The following is an 18,759-nucleotide window of genomic DNA, read 5'->3' as shown; positions in this document are numbered from 1 at the left end:
TTCCGAACTTTTGGAAAGGGATGGATATGCGCAGACTGGCCGCCGGAAACTGGAAGATGAACGGCACCGCCGCCGATCTGGCCGAAGTGGTGGCGCTGACCGCCGCGCATCCGGCCCCCGGTTGTGACATGCTGCTCTGCCCGCCCGCCACGCTGATCGACCGCATGGCCCGCGCCGCCCATGGCACTGCGCTGCGCATTGGCGGGCAGGATTGCCACGCCAGGGCCACTGGCGCCCATACCGGCGATGTTTCCGCACCGATGCTGGCCGAGGCAGGGGCGTCTTACGTCATCCTTGGCCATTCCGAACGTCGCGCCGATCATGGCGAAACCGATGCGCAGGTCCGCGCGAAGGCCGAAGCCGCCTGGACAAGCGGTCTGGTCGCCGTGATCTGCGTCGGCGAGACCGAGACGGAACGCGATGCCGGTCAGGCGCTGGCCGTGGTCGGGCGGCAGGTCGAAGGCTCGGTGCCCGATGGCGCCACGCCGGAAAATATCGTGATCGCCTATGAGCCGGTCTGGGCCATCGGCACGGGCCGCACCCCCACTCTGCATGAAATCGCCGAGGTCCACCGCTTCCTGCGCGCCGAACTGGTCAGCCGCTTCGGTGCGGCGGCCAAGGGTATCCGCCTGCTCTACGGTGGCTCGGTGAAACCCTCGAATGCGGCCGAAATCTTTGCCACGGCCGAGGTCAATGGCGCGCTGGTGGGCGGGGCGAGCCTCAAAGCCGCCGATTTCGGCGCCATCGTCGCGGCGCTGTCGGCAGCTTGATCCTCAGCGACATGGCCGGTCGCATTTGGCCGCGCGGCTGCGCGCGGCCCGCGCCAGTCTGGCGTCATGCGCATCCCGATGACTCCGCTTCTGGCAAACCTTCTCTGCCTCGGCTCCATGCTGGTCTGGGCCATGGGCCTGCCCGCCGCCGAATATCTGATCGGGCCGATCCCTGCCCTTCCCCTGACTGCGATGCGCATGTCGATCGCGGCGGCGGTGCTGTTGCCGGTCTGGCTGCTGATCGAAGGCCCCGCCCGACTCCGTGCCGCACCATGGCGCCGGGGCCTTGTGCTGGGCGGGCTGAGCTTCGGGCTCAGCGGCGTGCTGCTGGTCATGGCACAGGCGGCAACCGATCCGGTGACAGTGGCGGTGATTTCTTCCGCCATGCCGGTCATCGGCATCGCCATCGAATGCACGGCTGACGGGCGGCGGCTGACCCTGCCGCTGACCCTTGGCCTTGCCCTCTCGGTCGCGGGCGGTATCGTCAGTCTTGGTGGCACCCTCGGCGCGGTGGATCTGGGCTTCGGCGCGTTTTGCGCCGCCGCCTCGATCCTCGCCTATACGCTCGGCTCGCGGTTCAGCGTCACCGCCCTGCCAGGGCTGAGCGCATGGGGCCGAACCACCGTCACCCTGGCGGGCGCGGGGCTTGCCACCGGCATTGGCGCCGGGATTTCCGCCCTGACAGGCGGGCCAGCGGTGCAATGGGCCGCCATCGGCCCGACCGAAGTCGCGGCACTCGCGGTATTTTCGATCTGCGGCATGGCATTGTGCCAGATCCTGTGGATCGCCTCGGTCTCGCATCTTGGCATCGGCTTCGCGGCACTGCATATGAACGCGGCGCCCTTCTATGTGATGCTGTTTCTCAGCCTGCTGGGACAGCCATGGAACTGGGTTCAGGCTCTGGGCGCGGCCATCGTGGGCACAGGCGTGCTGATCGCACAGCACCGGCCCGCACTGGCCCGATCCCCCTCCTGACGGAACCAGAATGCAAAGCTTCAGCCAGTCGCCTACCGATCCCGATTTTGTGCAGAACCCCTACCCGTTCTATGAACGCGCCCGCGCCGCGGGGCCGTTCTTCCTGTGGCAGGATTACGGGCTGATCTCGACAGGCAATTACGCCGCCGCCAATGCGATCTACCGCGACCGTCGCTTCGGCCGTGAAATCCCGCCCGGGGCGCGACAGCCAATCCCCGACCGGCTCGCCCCGTTCTACGCGGTCGAGGCGCATTCCATGCTGGAACTGGAGCCGCCGCGCCACACCCGCCTGCGCAGTCTCGTGCTGCGCGCCTTCACCTCGCGCCGTATCGCCGCGCTGGCGCCGGAAATCACCGCGCTCTGCCACGATCTGATCGACGGGCTTCCGCAAGGTGAATTCGATCTGCTGGCGGAGTTCGGCCAGCGCCTGCCGGTCATCGTCATCGCCCGCCTGCTGGGCGTGCCCGAAGAAATGGCACCGGACCTGCTGCGCTGGTCCAATGCCATGGTCGGCATGTATCAGGCCGGACGCGACCGCGCGCGCGAGGATGCGGCGGTGGCCGCGACCCAGGATTTCGTCGCGTTCATGCGCCGCTATGCCGAAGACCGCCGCAAGACCCCGCGCGACGACCTGATCACCGCGCTGATCGCAGCCGAGGAAGCGGGCGAGAAACTGTCGACCGACGAGCTGATCACCACCTGCATCCTGCTGCTGAACGCCGGGCACGAGGCAACGGTGCACAGTATCGGCAATGGGGTGAAGCTGCTTCTTGAACACGAAACCCCGCGCAGCACCCTCTCCACAGAGGCCATCACGGGCACGGTGGAGGAAATCCTGCGCCTTGATCCGCCGCTGCACGCCTTCACCCGCTGGGCCTATGAAGAGGTTGAGGTCATGGGCACCCGCATCCCGAAAGGCGCCGAGGTGCAGATCCTGCTCGCTGCCGCCAACCGCGATCCGGCCGCCTTCGATACGCCCGCCCGTTTCGATCCTGCCCGCCCGGTGAAACCAAACCTCAGCTTTGGTGCGGGCATCCATTTCTGCGTCGGCGCCCCTCTGGCCCGGCTGGAATTGCAGATTGCGCTGCCGATCCTGTTCGAGCGCCTGCCCGGCCTGCGCCTCGCCGCACCGCCACGTTACGGCGATGTCTACCATTTCCACGGGCTCGAAGCCCTCCGCGTCACCGCGACCTGAGCCTCTTGCTTCTTGCAAAAATACTCAAAATCCCCGGCGCGGCACCCGCGCCGGGCCAGGGTTAATGCGCCGCCGGCTTGCGCCCGGTCAGCGCCGCCACCACCGGCCCGATAACCCGCGTCACCACCGGGACCAGCAGCAATCCATAAAGCAGCCCCAGCACCCCGTCACAGAAAGCCGTTACCGCCCAGGCCACCAGCCCGGTCGCCACCGGCACGGCCCCGGCGGCGAGTTCGGCAAGATGATGGATGCTGGCATAGGGTTCGTGGAGGCCAAGCTCATGCAGCCCGTGAATTACGATATTGCCACCGACCCACAGCATCGCCAGCGTCCCGACCGAGGACAGCACCGCCAGAAGCTTCGGCATCCCCCGCACAAGCCCGCGCCCGAGGCCCCGGACCGCAGATCCGCGCGCGGTGCGGGCCAGGTGCAGGCCTACATCATCCATTTTCACGATCAGCGCGACAGCACCATAAACCGCCGCCGTGATCATCACCCCCACCACGGCGAGGGTGATGGCCTCCATCCACGGGCCGCTGTCGGGAATGGCGGCCAGCGAGATGGTCATGATCTCGGCCGACAGGATGAAATCGGTCTTGATGGCACCCGCGACCTTTTCTTCCTCCAGATGCGCCGGATCACGGGTATCGAAATCCTGCTCCACCGCCGCATCGGCATGGGGCGCGAACAGGTGCAGCACCTTTTCCGCCCCTTCGAAACACAAATAGCTGCCGCCCAGCATCAAAAGCGGGGTGATGAAGCCCGGTGCGAAATAATTCAGCGCCAGCAGCGCGGGTAACAGGATCAGCAGCTTGTTGCGCACCGAACCCAGCGCGATGCGTCCGATGATCGGCAATTCCCGATCCGCAGAGAAACCATGCACATAGGCAGGCGTCACCGCGGTATCGTCGATCACGACGCCAGCCGCCTTGGCCCCCGCCTTGGCCGCCGCGGCCGCCACATCATCGACCGAAGCCGCCGCGACCTTGGCAATGGCCGCCACATCATCCAGCAGTGCCAGCAAACCGCTCATTACATTCTCCACATCGCACGCCCCGTCAGACTAGCGAAGCTGCGGCGCGGCGAAAAGGTGCCAAAGGGCAATATTTGTTAGCGAAAACACCGGAAGTTTGCGCTAACATTTTGAAAATGTGTCGTTTTCCAGCTTCCCTGACTCCCCCGCATCAGTTTATAGCCTGCCGCAGTTGCGGGGCTGGAACCACGGAGACGCGAGACATGACCATCACCATCGGCATCAATGGCTTTGGCCGCATCGGGCGCTGCACCCTGGCGCATATCGCGGAATCTGCCCGCAACGATGTGCAGGTCGTGGCGATCAACGCCACCGGCCCCATTGAAACCAATGCCCATCTGCTGAAATATGACAGCGTGCATGGCCGCTTCCCCGGCAAGGTCTCGGTCGAGGGCGATACGCTGGATCTGGGCCGCGGCCCGATCCGGGTGATGTCGACCTACAACCCTGACGAGCTGGACTGGGAAGGCATCGACGTCGTGCTGGAATGCACCGGCAAGTTCAATGACCGCGACAAGGCCGCCGTCCACCTTGGTCGTGGCGCCAAGCGCGTGCTGGTGTCGGCCCCCGCCAAGAATGCCGACAAGACCATCGTTTACGGCGTGAACCACCGTTCGCTGCTGTCGGAACATCTGGTCGTCTCCAACGGTTCCTGCACCACCAACTGCCTCGCGCCGCTGGCCAAGGTACTGAACGATGCCATCGGGATCGAAAGCGGCATCATGACCACGATCCATTCCTACACCGGCGACCAGCCGACGCTGGACCGCCGCCACAAGGATCTGTATCGCGCCCGCGCCGCCGCCATGGCGATGATCCCTACCTCCACCGGCGCCGCCAAGGCCATCGGCGAGGTGCTGCCGGAACTGAAGGGCAAGCTGGACGGTTCCGCCATCCGTGTGCCGACGCCGAACGTCTCGGCGGTCGACCTGACCTTCGTAGCAGGCAAGGATGTGACCGTCGCCGATGTGAACGAGATCGTGCGCGAAGCCGCTGCCGGCCATATGGGTGCGGTTCTGGCCTATGACCCGGAGCCCAAGGTCTCGATCGACTTCAATCACACCAGCCATTCGTCTATCTTCGCCCCTGACCAGACCAAGGTCGTCGGCGGCCGGACCGTCCGCGTTCTGGCATGGTATGACAATGAATGGGGCTTCTCCTGCCGGATGGCCGATGTGGCCGGTGCGATGGGGCGGCTCCTCCAGTAACGGAGGGGTCGTGACCGACCGCATCGCTCTTGTTCTTGGCCTGCTGATTGTGGGTCTTGTCGGCCTCGACGTTTTCCTGAACGACGGGGCCAGTCTTATTTTTCTGGCCCGCAAGTTGCTGAGCCTGATGGATTACCTGCGCTTCTGGAAGTGACGCAGCCCCTGGGTCGCGGAGTTTTCGGTTGATCTTTGATCTGTTTTCGCCATGTTAGCGCTACCAGAGCTGGCCGATTCGTCGGCCGGGCCGTGCATGGACAAGGAGGCAGCCATGACCGTCAAAGTTGCTATCAACGGATTCGGACGTATCGGGCGCAACGTTCTGCGCGCCATCATCGAATCGGGCCGCACCGATATCGAGGTCGTGGCGATCAACGATCTGGGTCCGGTGGAAACCAACGCACACCTTCTGCGCTTCGATTCCGTCCATGGCCGCTTCCCGGTCAAGGTCACCACCGGAGACGACTGGATTGACGTCGGTCGTGGCCCGATGCGGGTGACAGCCCTGCGGAACCCGGCGGACCTGCCGTGGTCGGATGTCGATGTGGTGATGGAATGCACCGGCATCTTCACCAGCAAGGAAAAATGCCTCGCGCATCTGGAAAATGGCTCGAAACGCGTGCTGATCTCGGCCCCCGGCGAGGGTGCCGACAAAACCATCGTCTACGGGGTGAACCACGACACTTTGACGGCGGATGACCTGATCGTCTCCAACGCCTCCTGCACCACCAACTGCCTCAGCCCCGTCGCCAAGGTGCTGAATGATGCCATCGGCATCGAAAAAGGCATGATGACCACGATCCACAGCTATACCGGCGACCAGCCGACGCTGGATACGATGCACAAGGATCTGTATCGCGCCCGCGCCGCCGCCCTGTCGATGATCCCCACCTCCACTGGCGCGGCCAAGGCGGTGGGTCTGGTGCTGCCCGATCTGAAGGGAAAGCTCGACGGATTCGCAATCCGGGTGCCGACGCCCAATGTCTCGGTCGTGGATCTGAAGTTCCTCGCGAAGCGCGACACTACGGTGGAAGAGGTGAATGCCGCGATCAAGGCGGCTGCCGATGGCCCGCTGAAGGGCATTCTGGGCTACACGCTGTTCAAGAATGTCTCGTCCGACTTCAACCATGACCCGCATTCCAGCATCTTCCACATGGACCAGACCAAGGTGATGGACGGCCGCTTCGTGTCGATCCTCAGCTGGTATGACAATGAATGGGGTTTCTCGAACCGCATGGCGGACACCGCCGTGGCCATGGGCAAGCTGATCTGAGCCCCGCCAGGGATTTTTCTGAAAATCCTTGCAAATTTCCTGCAAGAGATCTGGGGCGCTTTCGGGCGCCCTTTGTCTTTTCCTCCAGCCATGCGGATGCTGCATTGCGGCATTGCCCGGGCTCACCTTGTTAGCGCTACCTTTCGAGCGCATCTAGGCAGTGTGACAGGCATCCGGCCTGACACATTGACGCCACGAGATGTGGAAGGAAAAGATATGACGAACCTCATCGCCCGCCTGAAATCCGCCGCGGAAAAACGCGCGCGCTATATCGAAACCCGCAACGAGATCGCGCGGCTGCCGCAGGATGTGGCACTGGATCTGGGGCTGTTCCCCGGCGACGCGCATCGCATCGCGCATCAGGCGGTTTATGGCCGGGGCTGAAAAGCCCCTGCCCCTCAGCCGTATTTGCGGCGCAAGGCCGCCTGAACATCGGGCGTGACAAATTTAGACACGTCCCCGCCAAGCCGGGCGATTTCCTTCACCAGCTTTGAGGCAATGGCCTGACGCCGGGCATCGGCCATCAGGAAAACCGTCTCGATGCTGTTATCCAGCGCCCGGTTCATCCCGACCATCTGAAACTCGTATTCGAAATCGGCAACGGCACGCAGGCCGCGCACGATGACCTGCGCGCCGACATCGCGGGCGCAGTCGATCAGCAGATTCTCGAACGGATGCACCACGATCTCGCCGCCACAGGCTTTGGCGATTCCGGCGCATTCCGCCTCGACCATGGCGACCCGTTCCTCAAGCGAGAACAGCGGCCCCTTGTCACGGTTGATGGCCACGCCGATGACCAGCCGGTCCACCAGTTGCATGGCGCGCTGGATGATATCGACATGGCCGAGCGTGATCGGGTCGAACGTGCCGGGATACAGGCCGATGCGCATGGGCTCCCCCCTCATTTGCTGGCGCCACGCAACAATATTGCGCGGCGCTTTGCAAGTGCGAATTTGCCGCGATGCGGCAAGAGGCTCAGAAGCCCTTGATCATCCCTTCCAGCGCGTCCTTCTCGGCGGCCAGTTCCATCAGCCGCGATTGCACCACGTCACCGATGGAGATGAGGCCGATCATCTCGTCCCCTTCCATCACCGGCATGTGGCGGAAGCGGCCCGCACTCATCTTCTGCAACACGTCATGAGTCGTTTCATCCCGCGAACAGGTGACGAGCTTCGTGGTCATCAGCCCATCCACCGCCTCGGCCAGACAGGTCGGCCCGCGCCTGCCCAGTTCGCGCACGATATCGCGTTCCGAAACGATGCCAGCCGGGTGCTTGCCGTCGGAAGACACGATCACCGCCCCGATGCGACGCATCGAAAGAACATGCGCAACCTCGGCGACGCTGGTGCCGGGGGCGACGGTGACAACCCCATCATCCGACTTGGTCTTGAGAATCTGCGCGACATGCATGGCAACCTCCTTGGCTCATGTACAAAGCCTTGCGCCTGCGCAATTTTATGTCAAGAGACAGCTTCCAGGCGTAATACTTCTTTACGAATGCCGTCTCCAAGGAGATCGGCAAAGCGGTTGAGTCGCTCTACACGCTGATCGTCGGCGTGACGGATCAGCCAGAACGCTCGGGTCAAACGCATATCCGGCAGGATGCGTTCCAGTTCCGGCGCCGCGGGGCGGGCAAAGTCATGCACCACACCGATTCCGGCGCCGTGCCGCAGCCAGTTGAGTTGCACCGAAACCGAATTGGACGCCAGCGGCACCGCATCGAGACCAAGCTGGCTGAGGTAATCCAGTTCCTTGTCGAAGATCATGTCGGGGATATAGCCGACGATCCTGTGGCCGTGCAGCGAATCGGGGCCGGTGATCGGTGGATGCTTCGCAAGGTAATCGCGCGAGGCGGCAAGGCTCAGGCGATAATCGGTCAGCTTCTGCACCGTCAGTCGCCCGGTTTCAGGCCGCGACACCGCGATAGCCATGTCTGCCTCACGTTTCGACAGGTTGAAGACGCGCGGCAGGGCGACGATCTGCACCTCCAGCCCTGGATTGGCGTCGCAGATCGCGGCCAGAACCTGCGGCAGCAGATAATTGGCGCAGCCATCCGGCGCGCCGATCCGGATCTGTCCGGTCAGACCTTGCGTCCCGCGCAATTCCTCGGTCACGCCGGTCACCGCCTGCTCGGCGCGTTCGGCATGGGCGAGGATGCGCGCGCCTTCGTCCGTCAGCGCATATCCCTGCGGGCTTTTCACAAAGAGCCGCGCGCCAAGCGCCTCTTCCAGCCGCGCCACACGGCGGCCGACTGTCGCCGGATCAAGCCGCAGCGCCCGCCCTGCCCCCGACAGGCTTTCACTGCGCGCCACCGCCAGAAACAGTTTCAGATCGTCCCAGTCCATCGCCCACCTTTGCAGAATTGCAAAACTGATTTGGAAACTTGCCGCTTTTGCCGTGAAATTTGCAAGCCTATTGTAGCGCCAGCAGATCGGGAGGATTCCAATGCAAGAGATCGGACACTGGATCAACGGCAAGATGGTGGCGGGCAAGTCGGGCCGCTTTGCCGATGTCTTCAACCCCGCCACCGGCGAATTGCAGGCGCGCGTCGCGCTGGCCAGCGCCGATGAGCTGGCCCATGCCATCGCCGAGGCAGAAAAGGCGCAGCCCGCATGGGCCGCCACCAACCCGCAGCGCCGCGCGCGGGTGATGATGAAATTCGGCGACCTCATCAATCAGCACATGGATGAACTGGCTGAACTGGTCGCCCGCGAACATGGCAAGACCATCCCCGACGCCAAGGGCGATGTGCAGCGCGGGCTTGAAGTGATCGAGGTCTGCATGGGCACCCCCGCCCTGCTGAAAGGCGAATATACCGACAGCGCCGGTCCGGGCATCGACCTTTATTCGATGCGGCAGCCGCTGGGCGTGGTGGCCGCCATCACCCCCTTCAACTTCCCCGCCATGATCCCGCTGTGGAAGATGGGCCCCGCCCTGTCCTGCGGCAATGCGGTGATCCTGAAGCCGTCGGAGCGCGTGCCCTCCACCTCGCTGCGCCTGGCAGAACTGGCGAAAGAGGCTGGTATCCCTGACGGCGTGCTTCAGGTGGTGAACGGTGACAAGGAAGCCGTGGACGGGCTGATCGACAACCCGACGGTGCAGGCCATCGGCTTTGTCGGATCGACCCCGATCGCGCAATATATCTATGGTCGCGCCACCACCAACGGCAAGCGCGCCCAGTGCTTCGGCGGCGCCAAGAACCATATGCTCATCATGCCCGACGCCGATCTGGACAAGGCGGCGGATGCGCTGGTCGGCGCGGGCTTCGGCGCGGCGGGCGAACGCTGCATGGCGATCTCGGTCGCAGTGCCGGTGGGTGATGAAACCGCCGACCGGCTGATCGAAAAGCTGGTGCCGCGCATCGAAAAGCTGAAAGTCGGCCCCTATACCGCCGGCAATGACGTGGATTTCGGGCCGGTCATCACGAAACAGGCGCAAGAGCGCATCCTTGGCCTGATCGGTTCAGGCGTGGATCAGGGCGCGAAGATCGTGGTCGATGGTCGTGGCCTGAAAATCCAGGGCTACGAGAACGGCTTCTACGTCGGACCGACCCTGTTCGATAACGTGACCCGCGACATGGACATCTACAAGCAGGAGATCTTCGGCCCGGTCCTGTCCACCGTGCGCGCCAAGACCTATGAGGATGCTCTGCAACTGGTGATCGACAACGATTACGGCAATGGCACCGCGATCTTTACCGCCGATGGCGACACCGCGCGCGATTTTGCGAGCCGGGTGAATGTCGGCATGGTCGGCATCAACTTCCCGATCCCGGTGCCGCTGTCCTACTACACCTTCGGCGGCTGGAAGAAATCCGCCTTCGGCGACCTGAACCAGTATGGCCCGGATGCCTTCCGCTTCTACACCAAGACCAAGACGGTGACGGCGCGCTGGTTCTCGGGGATCAAGGAAGGCGCGGCGCTGAACTTCAAGGCGCTGGACTGAGTTCGACGTTGCGAGGGGGGCTGTCTGCCCCCCTCTGCGCCTGACGGCGCATTCACCACCCGAGGATATTTTCGGACAGAAAATGGGGGCGGGTCGCGTGAGGCCCGGCAAGATCGACCCTTGCAAAACTCTCGCAACAATCCAGAAATAAACATGTGTTCAATTCCAGCGGAGGAGGCTCGGGATGGATTTTGCATTGTCCGAGGAACAACAGGCCATTTTCGAAATGGCACAGGCGTTCGGGCAGGAACAGATTGCCCCCTTCGCGCGGGAATGGGAGGCGGCGGGCACCATCCCGCGTGACTTGTGGACCAGGGTGGCCGAACTGGGTCTGGGCGGGCTTTACGTCAGCGAGGAGTTTGGCGGCACCGGCCTGGGCCGTCTGGATGCGACGCTGGTGTTCGAGGCGCTGGCCATGGCCTGCCCGGCGGTTTCGGCCTTCCTGTCGATCCACAACATGTGCGGCGGCATGATCGACAAATTCGGCGGTGCCGAGATGAAGGCCCGCTACCTGCCCGGCCTGTGCAGCATGGAAAAGGTGTTTTCCTACTGTCTGACCGAGCCCGGCTCAGGGTCCGATGCCGCTGCACTGCGCACAAAGGCGGTGCGTGACGATCAGGGCTGGCGGCTGACCGGCACAAAGGCCTTCATCTCGGGCGGCGGCTATTCCGATGCCTATATCGTGATGGCGCGCAGTGGCGCCGAGGGGCCAAAGGGGATTTCGGCGCTGGTGATCGAAGATGGCGCGGCGGGGCTGAGCTTTGGCGGGCTGGAAGACAAGATGGGCTGGCGCGCGCAACCAACCCGTCAGGTGCAGATGGATGATTGCGCGGTGCCTGCCGCGAACCTGCTGGGCGAGGAAGGCAAAGGCTTTGCCTATGCCATGGCCGGGCTGGATGGCGGGCGGCTGAACATCGCTGCTTCCGCCTTGGGTGGCGCGCAGGCGGCCTTTGACGCGACGCTGGCCTATATGGCAGAGCGGCGGGCCTTCGGAAAGACGCTCGATCAGTTCCAGGCGCTGCAATTCCGTCTGGCCGAGTTGGAAGTGAAGCTGCAATCGGCGCGCATCTTCCTTCGACAGGCGGCATGGAAGCTGGATACCGGCGCGCCGGATGCCACAAAGTTCTGCGCCATGGCCAAGCTTTATGTCACCGATGCGGCTTTCGATGTGGCGAACCAGTGCCTGCAACTGCATGGCGGCTATGGCTACCTCGCCGATTACGGGGTGGAAAAGATCGTGCGCGACCTGCGGGTGCATCAGATTCTGGAAGGCACCAACGAGATCATGCGTCTGATCATCTCGCGCGCGCTGGTTTCGGCATGAGCGATATTTTCCTCCGCAAGGTCGGGCGTGCGGGCCGCGTGACCCTGACACGCCAGAAGGCGCTGAACGCGCTGAGCTACGAGATGTGCAAGGCGCTGGATGCGGCGCTGGTGGCCTGGGCCGATGACCCGGAAGTCGCTTTGGTCGTGATCGACGCCGAAGGCGACCGTGCCTTCTGTGCCGGGGGGGATATTGCCGAGCTTTATGCCGAAGGCACGGCGGGTAATGTCGCATATGGGCAAGAGTTCTGGCGTGACGAATACCGGATGAACGCCCGGATCGGCGCCTATCCCAAGCCAGTGGTCACGCTGGTGCAGGGCTTCTGCATGGGCGGCGGTGTGGGTGTAGCCTGCCACGCCAGCCACCGCATCGCCGGCGAAAGCGCACAGATCGCCATGCCGGAATGCGCCATCGGGTTGGTGCCGGATGTCGGTGGCTCGGCGCTGTTGCGGCACGGGCCGGGGCGGCTCGGTTGCTATCTGGGGGCCACCGGGACACGCATGGGACCGGCGGATGCGATCTATGCCGGTTTTGCCGATCATTTCGTGCCCGAAGCGGACTGGCCCGCGCTCATCGCGGCGCTGGAACGCTCCGGCGAGATTGCCGTGCTGCCACCCTTCCTGAAAGCGCCCGAGCCGGGCACCCTGCCCGGCCAGCAAGCCGACATCGACCGGCATTTTGCCAGCGCCGATCTGGCGGTGATCGAGGCGAGCCTTGCTGCCAAGGATTGCGCCTTTGCCCGCGACACGCTGAAGGCGCTGCACCGGGGGGCGCCGCTCGCCGTGGCGACGACGCTTGCGATGCAACATCGCCTGCCCGCCGATGTGGCCCTGCCTGTGGCGCTGGAGATGGAATATCGTGTCACCCATCGCGCGCAGGAAATGACCGACTTTCTGGAAGGCATTCGCGCCATGGTGATCGACAAGGATCGCAAGCCGCGCTGGCGCCATGGCTCGGGCGCCGAGGTGACGGCGGCCGAGGTCGATGCCCTGCTGGCGCCGCTGGGCGCCGAAACCCTGACCTTTACGGAGTAACAGCATGAAGATCGGATTCATCGGCCTTGGCAACATGGGTGGCCCGATGGCGGCCAATCTGGTGAAGGCGGGCCATGCGGTCACGGGCTTCGACCTGACCGCCCCGATGCCGGACGGCGTGACCAGGGCCACAACGGCGGCCGAGGCGGCGACAGACGCCGAAGTCGTCATCACCATGCTGCCGAATGGCGCCATCCTGCGCAGCGTGGCGGCGGAGGTGATCCCTGCGATGACGGCGGGCGCGGTGTTGTGCGATTGCTCCACCGTGGATGTCAACAGCGCGCGCTCCGTGGCGGATCAGGCGCAGGCGGCAGGGGTGGGCGCTCTGGATGCGCCGGTATCGGGCGGGGTTGGCGGCGCCACCAATGGCACGCTGACCTTCATGGCGGGCGGCGCGGATGCGGCTTTTGCCACGGTGAAGCCGCTCTTTGACATCATGGGGCAGAAGGCGGTGCATTGTGGCGCCTCAGGCGCCGGACAGGCCGCGAAGATCTGCAACAACATGATCCTCGGCGTGACCATGATCGCCACTTGCGAGGCCTTTGCACTGGCTGACAAACTGGGCCTCGACCGGCAGAAGATGTTCGACGTGGTTTCCACCTCGTCAGGCTATAGCTGGACCATGAACGCCTATTGCCCGGCGCCGGGTGTTGGTCCCGCCTCGCCCGCCGACAATGGCTACAAGCCAGGTTTTGCGGCGGAACTGATGCTGAAAGACCTGAACCTCAGCCAGCAGGCAGCGGTTTCGGCCGATGCCGATACCCCTATGGGTCAGCTTGCAGCCGAGCTTTACCGCCGCTTTGTCGAAGACGAGGCCGGGCGAGGGATGGATTTCTCGGCCATGCTGCCGCGTTTTGAAAAGCGGGGCCGCGCCTGAGGCGATTGCGCGGCGCCCGCGTCAAGGCGCCGCGTGACTTTTGCCCCGTTTCATTCCATATTATGAATATGGAAATGTTCCCGCTGCGGAACGAAACGGAGGTTCCCATGCCCACCAATGTCGGCGGTATCGACCGCATCCTGCGCATCGTCATCGGGGCGGCTCTGCTGGTCTGGTTCTTCGTGGATCAGGGCGGCGGTTTCTGGCACTGGGCCAAGCTTATCGGCATCGTGCCGCTGCTGACCGGGCTTCTGTCGACCTGCCCGCTGTATTCGGTCCTTGGGGTAAATACCTGCCCGCTGAAACGCGGCTGAACCGGCAAAGAGCCGCCAAGCGGAAAAATGCTTGTGGAACCCTGAATGCAGGTCGGGGATTTCCTCCCCGACAGCGAGAGGAGGTTCCGATGCTGATGAAACAGATTTCCGTCGCGCTGGTCGCCGCAATTGCGATGGCTGGCCCTGCCCTTGCCGATGGCAAGGCCCATGGCAAGAAACACCACAAAGAGCGGCATGGTGTGATCTACACACAGTCGCATTGCCCGCCAGGCCTCGCGAAAAAATCGCCCGCCTGCGTGCCGCCCGGTCTGGCGAAGGACCGGGTGCATCGTGAGGTGGTGCGCGACGACCGGGTGGTTATCTATCGTCAGGGTGATGTGATCCGCCGCGACTACATCCTGATCGAAGATCCGCTGCGGTATGGGCTTATGGACGGCACCTATTATCGGGCCGGTGATTATGTCTACCGCGTCGACCGCAACACCCATGAAATTCTGGCGCTGATGGGCGCGGTCAATGCAATCCTGAACTGACCGATGGGCGGCGGATCACTCCGCCGCCACCTTTTTCGGCATCAACATCGGGCCGAGGTAACGGCCTGTATGGCTTTCGGCAACCTGCGCCACCTGCTCCGGGGTTCCGGTCGCCACTATCCGCCCACCGCCATCACCGCCTTCCGGGCCGATGTCGATGAGCCAGTCGGCGGTCTTGATGACGTCGAGGTTATGTTCGATCACCACCACTGTATTGCCCTGCTCCACCAGTTCGTGCAGCACCTCCAGCAGCTTGCGCACATCCTCGAAATGAAGACCCGTCGTGGGTTCGTCGAGGATGTAGAGCGTGCGGCCCGTCGCCCGGCGGCTCAGTTCTTTTGACAGCTTCACCCGCTGGGCCTCGCCGCCGGACAGCGTCGTGGCCTGCTGCCCGACCTTGATATAGCCAAGGCCCACCTGACACAGCGCCTCCATCTTGTCCCGGATGGCCGGAACGGCGCTGAAGAACTCGCGCGCATCCTCACATGTCATATTAAGAACATCGGCGATGCTCTTGCCTTTAAAGCGAATCTCCAAAGTCTCGCGGTTATATCGGTGGCCCTTGCAGGTCTCGCAGGTGACATAGACATCGGGGAGGAAGTGCATCTCGATCTTGATGACGCCATCGCCCTGACAGGCCTCGCAGCGCCCGCCCTTCACGTTGAAGCTGAACCGTCCCGGCTGATAGCCGCGCGCCTTGGATTCCGGCAGACCGGCGAACCAGTCGCGGATCGGCGTGAAGGCGCCGGTATAGGTGGCGGGGTTCGACCGCGGTGTCCGGCCGATGGGCCGCTGGTCAATGTCGATCACCTTATCCAGATGTTCGAACCCCTTGATCGTCTCGCAGGGCGCGGGCGTCTCATGCGCACCGTTGAGCCGCGTTGCGGCGGTCTTGAACAAAGTTTCGATGGTCAGGGTCGATTTACCGCCGCCCGACACGCCGGTCACGCAGACGAATTTCCCCAGCGGGAAATCCACCGTCACATCTTTCAGGTTATTGCCCGAAGCCTTTACAACAGTAAGCTTTTTGCCGTTCCCTTCGCGCCGGACCTTTGGCACCGCGATCTCACGCTGGCCTGCCAGATACTGCCCGGTCAGGCTGGCGGGATCGGCAGCGATGGCCTCGGGTGTGCCATGCGCAACCACGCGACCGCCATGCACCCCGGCACCGGGGCCAATGTCGAACACATAATCCGCCTCGCGGATCGCATCCTCGTCATGCTCGACCACCAGCACGGTATTGCCCTGATCGCGCAGCCCCTTCAGCGTGCCCAGAAGCCGGTCGTTATCGCGCTGGTGCAGCCCGATGGAGGGTTCGTCCAGCACATAAAGCACGCCGGTCAAACCCGAGCCGATCTGGCTCGCCAGCCGGATACGCTGGCTTTCACCGCCCGACAACGTGCCCGCATTGCGCGAAAGCGTCAGGTAATCCAAACCGACATTCACAAGGAAACCAAGGCGTTCCCGGATTTCCTTCAGAATGGCACGGGCGATTTCGTTATTCTGGTTGGTCAGGTGCTCCGGCACCGTGCCGATCCAGGCATGCGCCTCGCGGATCGACATCTGCACCACCTCGCCGACATGCAGGCCGGCGATCTTCACCGCCAGTGCCTCGGGCTTCAGACGATAGCCGTGACAGGTGCCGCAGGGGCGGTTGTTCTGGTAGCGCTCCATCTCCTCGCGCGACCAGGAACTGTCGGTCTCGCGGTAGCGGCGTTCCATATTGGGGATGACGCCCTCGAAGGTGCGCGTCACCTGATAGATGCGGCCACCCTCGTCATAGCGGAACTCGATCTCCTCGCCGCCCGAGCCGTAAAGGAACACCTGACGCACCTTCTCGGGCAGGTCTTTCCACTTCTTCTTGCGGTCGAAGTTGTAATGCTTGGCAAGCGATTCAATGGTTTGCAGGAAATACGGGCTTTTGGATTTCGACCAGGGCGCAATCGCCCCCTGCGCCAGCGTCAGGTTCTGGTCGGGCACGACCAGCCGTTCGTCGAAGAACAGCTCCACCCCCAGCCCGTCGCAGGCCGGGCAGGCCCCGAAGGGCGCGTTGAAGGAAAACAGCCGCGGCTCGATTTCCGGGATGGTGAAGCCCGAAACCGGACAGGCGAAGTTTTCCGAGAACGTCTTGCGTTCCGGCGTGTCTGTCGCGGTTTCCAGCACGGCGATGCCATCCGCCAGATCCAGTGCGGTGCGGAAACTGTCAGCCAGCCGCGTCGCCAGATCGGGGCGCACCACGATGCGATCCACCACCACGTCGATGTCATGGCGGAACTTCTTGTCCAGCGTCGGCGGCTCATCCAGCTCGTAGAACTGCCCGTCCACCTTCACCCGCTGAAAGCCCTGCTTGCGCAGCTCCAGAAATTCCTTGCGGTATTCGCCCTTGCGGTCGCGCACGATGGGCGCCAGCAGATAGGCGCGCGTGCCCTCCTCCATCGCCAGCACGGCGTCGACCATATCCTGCACCTGCATCGCCTCGATCGGCAGGCCGGTGGCGGGGCTGTAGGGGGTGCCGACGCGGGCGAACAGCAGCCGCAGGTAATCGTAGATCTCGGTCACCGTGCCGACGGTCGAGCGCGGGTTCTTCGAGGTGGTCTTCTGTTCGATGGAAATGGCCGGCGACAGACCCGAGATATGGTCCACGTCCGGCTTGCCCATCATATCAAGGAACTGCCGCGCATAGGCCGACAGGCTTTCGACATAGCGGCGCTGGCCTTCGGCATAGATCGTGTCGAAGGCGAGGCTGGATTTGCCAGACCCCGACAGGCCGGTGATGACGACAAGCTGGTCGCGCGGGATGTCCAGATCCACGCCCTTCAGATTGTGCTCGCGCGCGCCGCGCACCTCGATGAACTTCTGTTCCGCCATGACCGACCTCACTGAGACGGCCAAGATTTAAGGCATCACCGGGGAATCGCCAACCGGAAAACGTGAACAATTGGTGAACTTTTGTGATTTTCCGCAAAAGTCACGATTTTGTGGGCAGAGGATGATTTGATCCTCTTGCAAAGCAATCACATTCATTTATTTGAATACAAATTCCTCAAGCCGGAGTCGGAGCCGCGCATGTTTTCCTTCCTCAAACCTTCTGCCCATCGTTGCAAACCCATCGCCCCCGCCGATGCCGTGGCGCGCGCTGCCAGGGGCGATCTCGTGCTGATCGACGTGCGCGACATTTCCGAGCTGAAATCCAGCGGCAAGGCCAGGGGCGCAGTGCATGTGCCGCTGATGGCGCTGCAAAGCCGTATGGCGCCGGGCGCGGCTGATCTGCCCAAGGGCGTGGCGCTGGACACCCCGATCTGCCTTTACTGCGCCTCGGGCGGCCGGTCGGGCATGGCCGCCGATACGCTTTTGGGCATGGGTTACACCGAAGTCTATAACCTCGGGGGCCTCGGTCACTGGCAGGCGGGTGGCGGCGCGATTGAACGGGTCTGACGCCCGCGCCGCCAGCCCTGCACAAGATGCAGGGCAATCCCGGTCGCAGAACACAGCGCCACGAAGGCGGGCACTGCCATGACTCCATGCGCAAGGATCAGCGCCGACAGAAGCGGCGTGCCCAGCGTGGTGCCGACATTCCCCAGTTGCGCAATGGCCCCCGCCGCCAGCGTACGGTCACCTGCACTGGCATTGAGCGCGGGCACGGCGGCAAAGCTCGCCCCCTGCACCAGCCCCAGCGCAGCCCCGATCCAGAGGCTCGCGCCCAGCCCCAGCGCCTCGGACGGCCAGCCGAGCCAGAGCGCTGTGGCACCGATCACGGCCAGTGCAAAGCCCAGCATGACCACCCGCACAGCGCCAAGGCGCCCCATCAGCCAGACCCCCAGCGTCAATGACCCCGCGATGGAAACCAGAGGCAAAAGGCTTGCCATCACCGCATGCAGCCCCTCACCCGCGAACGGCGGCAGCAGGGTCAGAAGTGCAACGTAAGTAGCTGTATAGCAGACAAAACCCGTGGCAGGCGCGGCGATGAACGGCGAGGCATAGATCGCCAGATGCGCCCGCAGCACCCCGCCGGGAAAGAGCGGTGTGCGGGGGCGTGGCGGATCGGCGGGCAGCATCCGCCAGAGCAGCGCCGCGAAAGCCGCCATCCAGCCCGCATGGGCCAGCAACAGGGCGCCCGGCCCCGCCGCATCGGCGAGCGGCCGCCCCAGCAGTGCCAGCGCGGTGAAGGTGAAGGCAAAGAAGGTGGACCACAGCGCCATGGCCAGACCCAGCCGGGCGGGCGGCGCGGTCTGCGCGATCATCACCGGTGCGGCGATGACGATGGCCAGATGGCTCAGCCCCTCCAGCACGCGCAGGGCAAGCATGACGGCCAGTGGCGGG

Annotated in this window: 20 protein-coding genes; 14 read left to right on the top strand and 6 right to left on the bottom strand. The window is 63.8% G+C overall.

Annotated elements, in window-relative coordinates; all coding sequences use genetic code 11:
• The first annotated feature begins 26 nt into the window (after positions 1-26).
• The 3 genes from tpiA to AO684_RS14175 all read left to right on the top strand — a co-directional run bounded on the left by tpiA (position 27) and on the right by AO684_RS14175 (position 2,940).
• Positions 27-770 carry a triose-phosphate isomerase gene (tpiA, locus tag AO684_RS14185; RefSeq protein ID WP_152968437.1) on the top strand — a complete coding sequence of 248 codons (744 nt, stop codon included), beginning with the start codon at positions 27-29 and terminating at the stop codon, positions 768-770.
• 78 nt (positions 771-848) lie between these two features.
• Entirely contained in the window at positions 849-1,745 is an 897-nt protein-coding gene (locus tag AO684_RS14180) for a DMT family transporter (RefSeq protein WP_158640438.1), read from the top strand.
• 10 nt (positions 1,746-1,755) lie between these two features.
• A complete protein-coding gene (locus AO684_RS14175) occupies positions 1,756-2,940 on the top strand; it encodes a cytochrome P450 (protein WP_054303389.1) in 1,185 nt (394 codons plus the stop codon).
• A 61-nt stretch (positions 2,941-3,001) separates the two neighbouring features.
• Here AO684_RS14175 and AO684_RS14170 read toward each other — a convergent pair whose 3' ends face one another.
• Positions 3,002-3,973 (bottom strand): DUF808 domain-containing protein, encoded by a 972-nt coding sequence (locus AO684_RS14170; protein WP_054303388.1) that lies wholly within the window; start codon positions 3,971-3,973, stop codon positions 3,002-3,004.
• Between the two features lie 203 nt (positions 3,974-4,176).
• Here AO684_RS14170 and gap (AO684_RS14165) point away from each other — a divergent pair, with 203 nt between their 5' ends.
• From gap (AO684_RS14165) to AO684_RS22040, 4 genes are all read left to right on the top strand, one after another.
• A complete protein-coding gene (gap, locus tag AO684_RS14165) occupies positions 4,177-5,181 on the top strand; it encodes a type I glyceraldehyde-3-phosphate dehydrogenase (protein WP_054303387.1) in 1,005 nt (334 codons plus the stop codon).
• A gap of 10 nt (positions 5,182-5,191) precedes the next feature.
• Positions 5,192-5,335: a hypothetical protein gene (locus AO684_RS22045; RefSeq protein WP_054303386.1), complete on the top strand. Its 144-nt coding sequence runs from the start codon at positions 5,192-5,194 to the stop codon at positions 5,333-5,335.
• A gap of 114 nt (positions 5,336-5,449) precedes the next feature.
• Positions 5,450-6,451 carry a type I glyceraldehyde-3-phosphate dehydrogenase gene (gap, locus tag AO684_RS14155; protein ID WP_054303699.1) on the top strand — a complete coding sequence of 334 codons (1,002 nt, stop codon included), beginning with the start codon at positions 5,450-5,452 and terminating at the stop codon, positions 6,449-6,451.
• Between the two features lie 216 nt (positions 6,452-6,667).
• Positions 6,668-6,835 (top strand): hypothetical protein, encoded by a 168-nt coding sequence (locus tag AO684_RS22040; RefSeq protein ID WP_170120519.1) that lies wholly within the window; start codon positions 6,668-6,670, stop codon positions 6,833-6,835.
• Positions 6,836-6,849: 14 nt separating this feature from the next.
• On the opposite strand, the gene coaD is transcribed toward AO684_RS22040, so the two are convergent.
• The 3 genes from coaD to AO684_RS14140 all read right to left on the bottom strand — a co-directional run bounded on the left by coaD (position 6,850) and on the right by AO684_RS14140 (position 8,796).
• Entirely contained in the window at positions 6,850-7,341 is a 492-nt protein-coding gene (coaD, locus tag AO684_RS14150; RefSeq protein WP_054303385.1) for a pantetheine-phosphate adenylyltransferase, read from the bottom strand.
• Positions 7,342-7,426: 85 nt separating this feature from the next.
• Positions 7,427-7,861: a CBS domain-containing protein gene (locus AO684_RS14145; RefSeq protein WP_054303384.1), complete on the bottom strand. Its 435-nt coding sequence runs from the start codon at positions 7,859-7,861 to the stop codon at positions 7,427-7,429.
• A gap of 50 nt (positions 7,862-7,911) precedes the next feature.
• Positions 7,912-8,796, bottom strand: coding sequence for a LysR family transcriptional regulator (locus tag AO684_RS14140; RefSeq protein WP_054303383.1), 885 nt, complete (start codon positions 8,794-8,796; stop codon positions 7,912-7,914).
• A 100-nt stretch (positions 8,797-8,896) separates the two neighbouring features.
• Here AO684_RS14140 and AO684_RS14135 point away from each other — a divergent pair, with 100 nt between their 5' ends.
• The 6 genes from AO684_RS14135 to AO684_RS14110 all read left to right on the top strand — a co-directional run bounded on the left by AO684_RS14135 (position 8,897) and on the right by AO684_RS14110 (position 14,439).
• The gene (locus AO684_RS14135) at positions 8,897-10,396 is read left to right on the top strand and encodes a CoA-acylating methylmalonate-semialdehyde dehydrogenase (protein WP_054303382.1); all 1,500 of its coding nucleotides are present in this window, start codon (positions 8,897-8,899) and stop codon (positions 10,394-10,396) included.
• Positions 10,397-10,580: 184 nt separating this feature from the next.
• Positions 10,581-11,720, top strand: coding sequence for an acyl-CoA dehydrogenase family protein (locus AO684_RS14130; RefSeq protein WP_054303381.1), 1,140 nt, complete (start codon positions 10,581-10,583; stop codon positions 11,718-11,720).
• Positions 11,717-12,754: an enoyl-CoA hydratase/isomerase family protein gene (locus tag AO684_RS14125; protein WP_054303380.1), complete on the top strand. Its 1,038-nt coding sequence runs from the start codon at positions 11,717-11,719 to the stop codon at positions 12,752-12,754. The genes AO684_RS14130 and AO684_RS14125 overlap by 4 nt, the downstream gene beginning before the upstream one ends.
• Before the next feature lie 4 nt (positions 12,755-12,758).
• A complete protein-coding gene (gene mmsB / locus AO684_RS14120; protein WP_054303379.1) occupies positions 12,759-13,631 on the top strand; it encodes a 3-hydroxyisobutyrate dehydrogenase in 873 nt (290 codons plus the stop codon).
• Between the two features lie 107 nt (positions 13,632-13,738).
• Positions 13,739-13,945, top strand: a complete 207-nt coding sequence (locus tag AO684_RS14115; RefSeq protein WP_054303698.1) for a DUF2892 domain-containing protein — start codon at positions 13,739-13,741, stop codon at positions 13,943-13,945.
• An 89-nt stretch (positions 13,946-14,034) separates the two neighbouring features.
• Positions 14,035-14,439, top strand: a complete 405-nt coding sequence (locus AO684_RS14110) for a hypothetical protein (protein ID WP_235451294.1) — start codon at positions 14,035-14,037, stop codon at positions 14,437-14,439.
• A gap of 15 nt (positions 14,440-14,454) precedes the next feature.
• Here the strand turns inward: AO684_RS14110 and uvrA are convergent, their stop codons facing one another.
• Positions 14,455-17,307, bottom strand: a complete 2,853-nt coding sequence (gene uvrA, locus AO684_RS14105; protein WP_054303378.1) for an excinuclease ABC subunit UvrA — start codon at positions 17,305-17,307, stop codon at positions 14,455-14,457.
• A gap of 198 nt (positions 17,308-17,505) precedes the next feature.
• On the opposite strand from uvrA, the gene AO684_RS14100 reads away from it, so the two are divergent.
• The gene (locus tag AO684_RS14100; RefSeq protein ID WP_054303696.1) at positions 17,506-17,874 is read left to right on the top strand and encodes a rhodanese-like domain-containing protein; all 369 of its coding nucleotides are present in this window, start codon (positions 17,506-17,508) and stop codon (positions 17,872-17,874) included.
• Here AO684_RS14100 and AO684_RS14095 read toward each other — a convergent pair.
• The coding region (locus AO684_RS14095; RefSeq protein ID WP_161806020.1) for an MFS transporter at positions 17,835-18,759 on the bottom strand (925 nt) is incomplete at its 5' end. The genes AO684_RS14100 and AO684_RS14095 overlap by 40 nt on opposite strands.

This window comes from Gemmobacter sp. LW-1 (assembly GCF_001303875.1).
Classification (GTDB): domain Bacteria; phylum Pseudomonadota; class Alphaproteobacteria; order Rhodobacterales; family Rhodobacteraceae; genus Gemmobacter; species Gemmobacter caeni.
This window is presented reverse-complemented; position numbering and strand designations above follow the sequence as displayed.

Excerpts from the sequence above, each read along its gene's own strand:
- tpiA (WP_152968437.1), top strand. The coding sequence starts at position 27 with ATGCGCAGACTGGCCGCCGGAAACTGGAAGATGAACGGCACCGCCGCC.
- AO684_RS14180 (WP_158640438.1), top strand. The coding sequence starts at position 849 with ATGACTCCGCTTCTGGCAAACCTTCTCTGCCTCGGCTCCATGCTGGTC.
- AO684_RS14175 (WP_054303389.1), top strand. The coding sequence starts at position 1,756 with ATGCAAAGCTTCAGCCAGTCGCCTACCGATCCCGATTTTGTGCAGAAC.
- AO684_RS14170 (WP_054303388.1), bottom strand. The coding sequence starts at position 3,973 with ATGAGCGGTTTGCTGGCACTGCTGGATGATGTGGCGGCCATTGCCAAG.
- gap (WP_054303387.1), top strand. The coding sequence starts at position 4,177 with ATGACCATCACCATCGGCATCAATGGCTTTGGCCGCATCGGGCGCTGC.
- gap (WP_054303699.1), top strand. The coding sequence starts at position 5,450 with ATGACCGTCAAAGTTGCTATCAACGGATTCGGACGTATCGGGCGCAAC.
- AO684_RS22040 (WP_170120519.1), top strand. The coding sequence starts at position 6,668 with ATGACGAACCTCATCGCCCGCCTGAAATCCGCCGCGGAAAAACGCGCG.
- coaD (WP_054303385.1), bottom strand. The coding sequence starts at position 7,341 with ATGCGCATCGGCCTGTATCCCGGCACGTTCGACCCGATCACGCTCGGC.
- AO684_RS14145 (WP_054303384.1), bottom strand. The coding sequence starts at position 7,861 with ATGCATGTCGCGCAGATTCTCAAGACCAAGTCGGATGATGGGGTTGTC.
- AO684_RS14140 (WP_054303383.1), bottom strand. The coding sequence starts at position 8,796 with ATGGACTGGGACGATCTGAAACTGTTTCTGGCGGTGGCGCGCAGTGAA.
- AO684_RS14135 (WP_054303382.1), top strand. The coding sequence starts at position 8,897 with ATGCAAGAGATCGGACACTGGATCAACGGCAAGATGGTGGCGGGCAAG.
- AO684_RS14130 (WP_054303381.1), top strand. The coding sequence starts at position 10,581 with ATGGATTTTGCATTGTCCGAGGAACAACAGGCCATTTTCGAAATGGCA.
- AO684_RS14125 (WP_054303380.1), top strand. The coding sequence starts at position 11,717 with ATGAGCGATATTTTCCTCCGCAAGGTCGGGCGTGCGGGCCGCGTGACC.
- mmsB (WP_054303379.1), top strand. The coding sequence starts at position 12,759 with ATGAAGATCGGATTCATCGGCCTTGGCAACATGGGTGGCCCGATGGCG.
- AO684_RS14115 (WP_054303698.1), top strand. The coding sequence starts at position 13,739 with ATGCCCACCAATGTCGGCGGTATCGACCGCATCCTGCGCATCGTCATC.
- AO684_RS14110 (WP_235451294.1), top strand. The coding sequence starts at position 14,035 with ATGCTGATGAAACAGATTTCCGTCGCGCTGGTCGCCGCAATTGCGATG.
- uvrA (WP_054303378.1), bottom strand. The coding sequence starts at position 17,307 with ATGGCGGAACAGAAGTTCATCGAGGTGCGCGGCGCGCGCGAGCACAAT.
- AO684_RS14100 (WP_054303696.1), top strand. The coding sequence starts at position 17,506 with ATGTTTTCCTTCCTCAAACCTTCTGCCCATCGTTGCAAACCCATCGCC.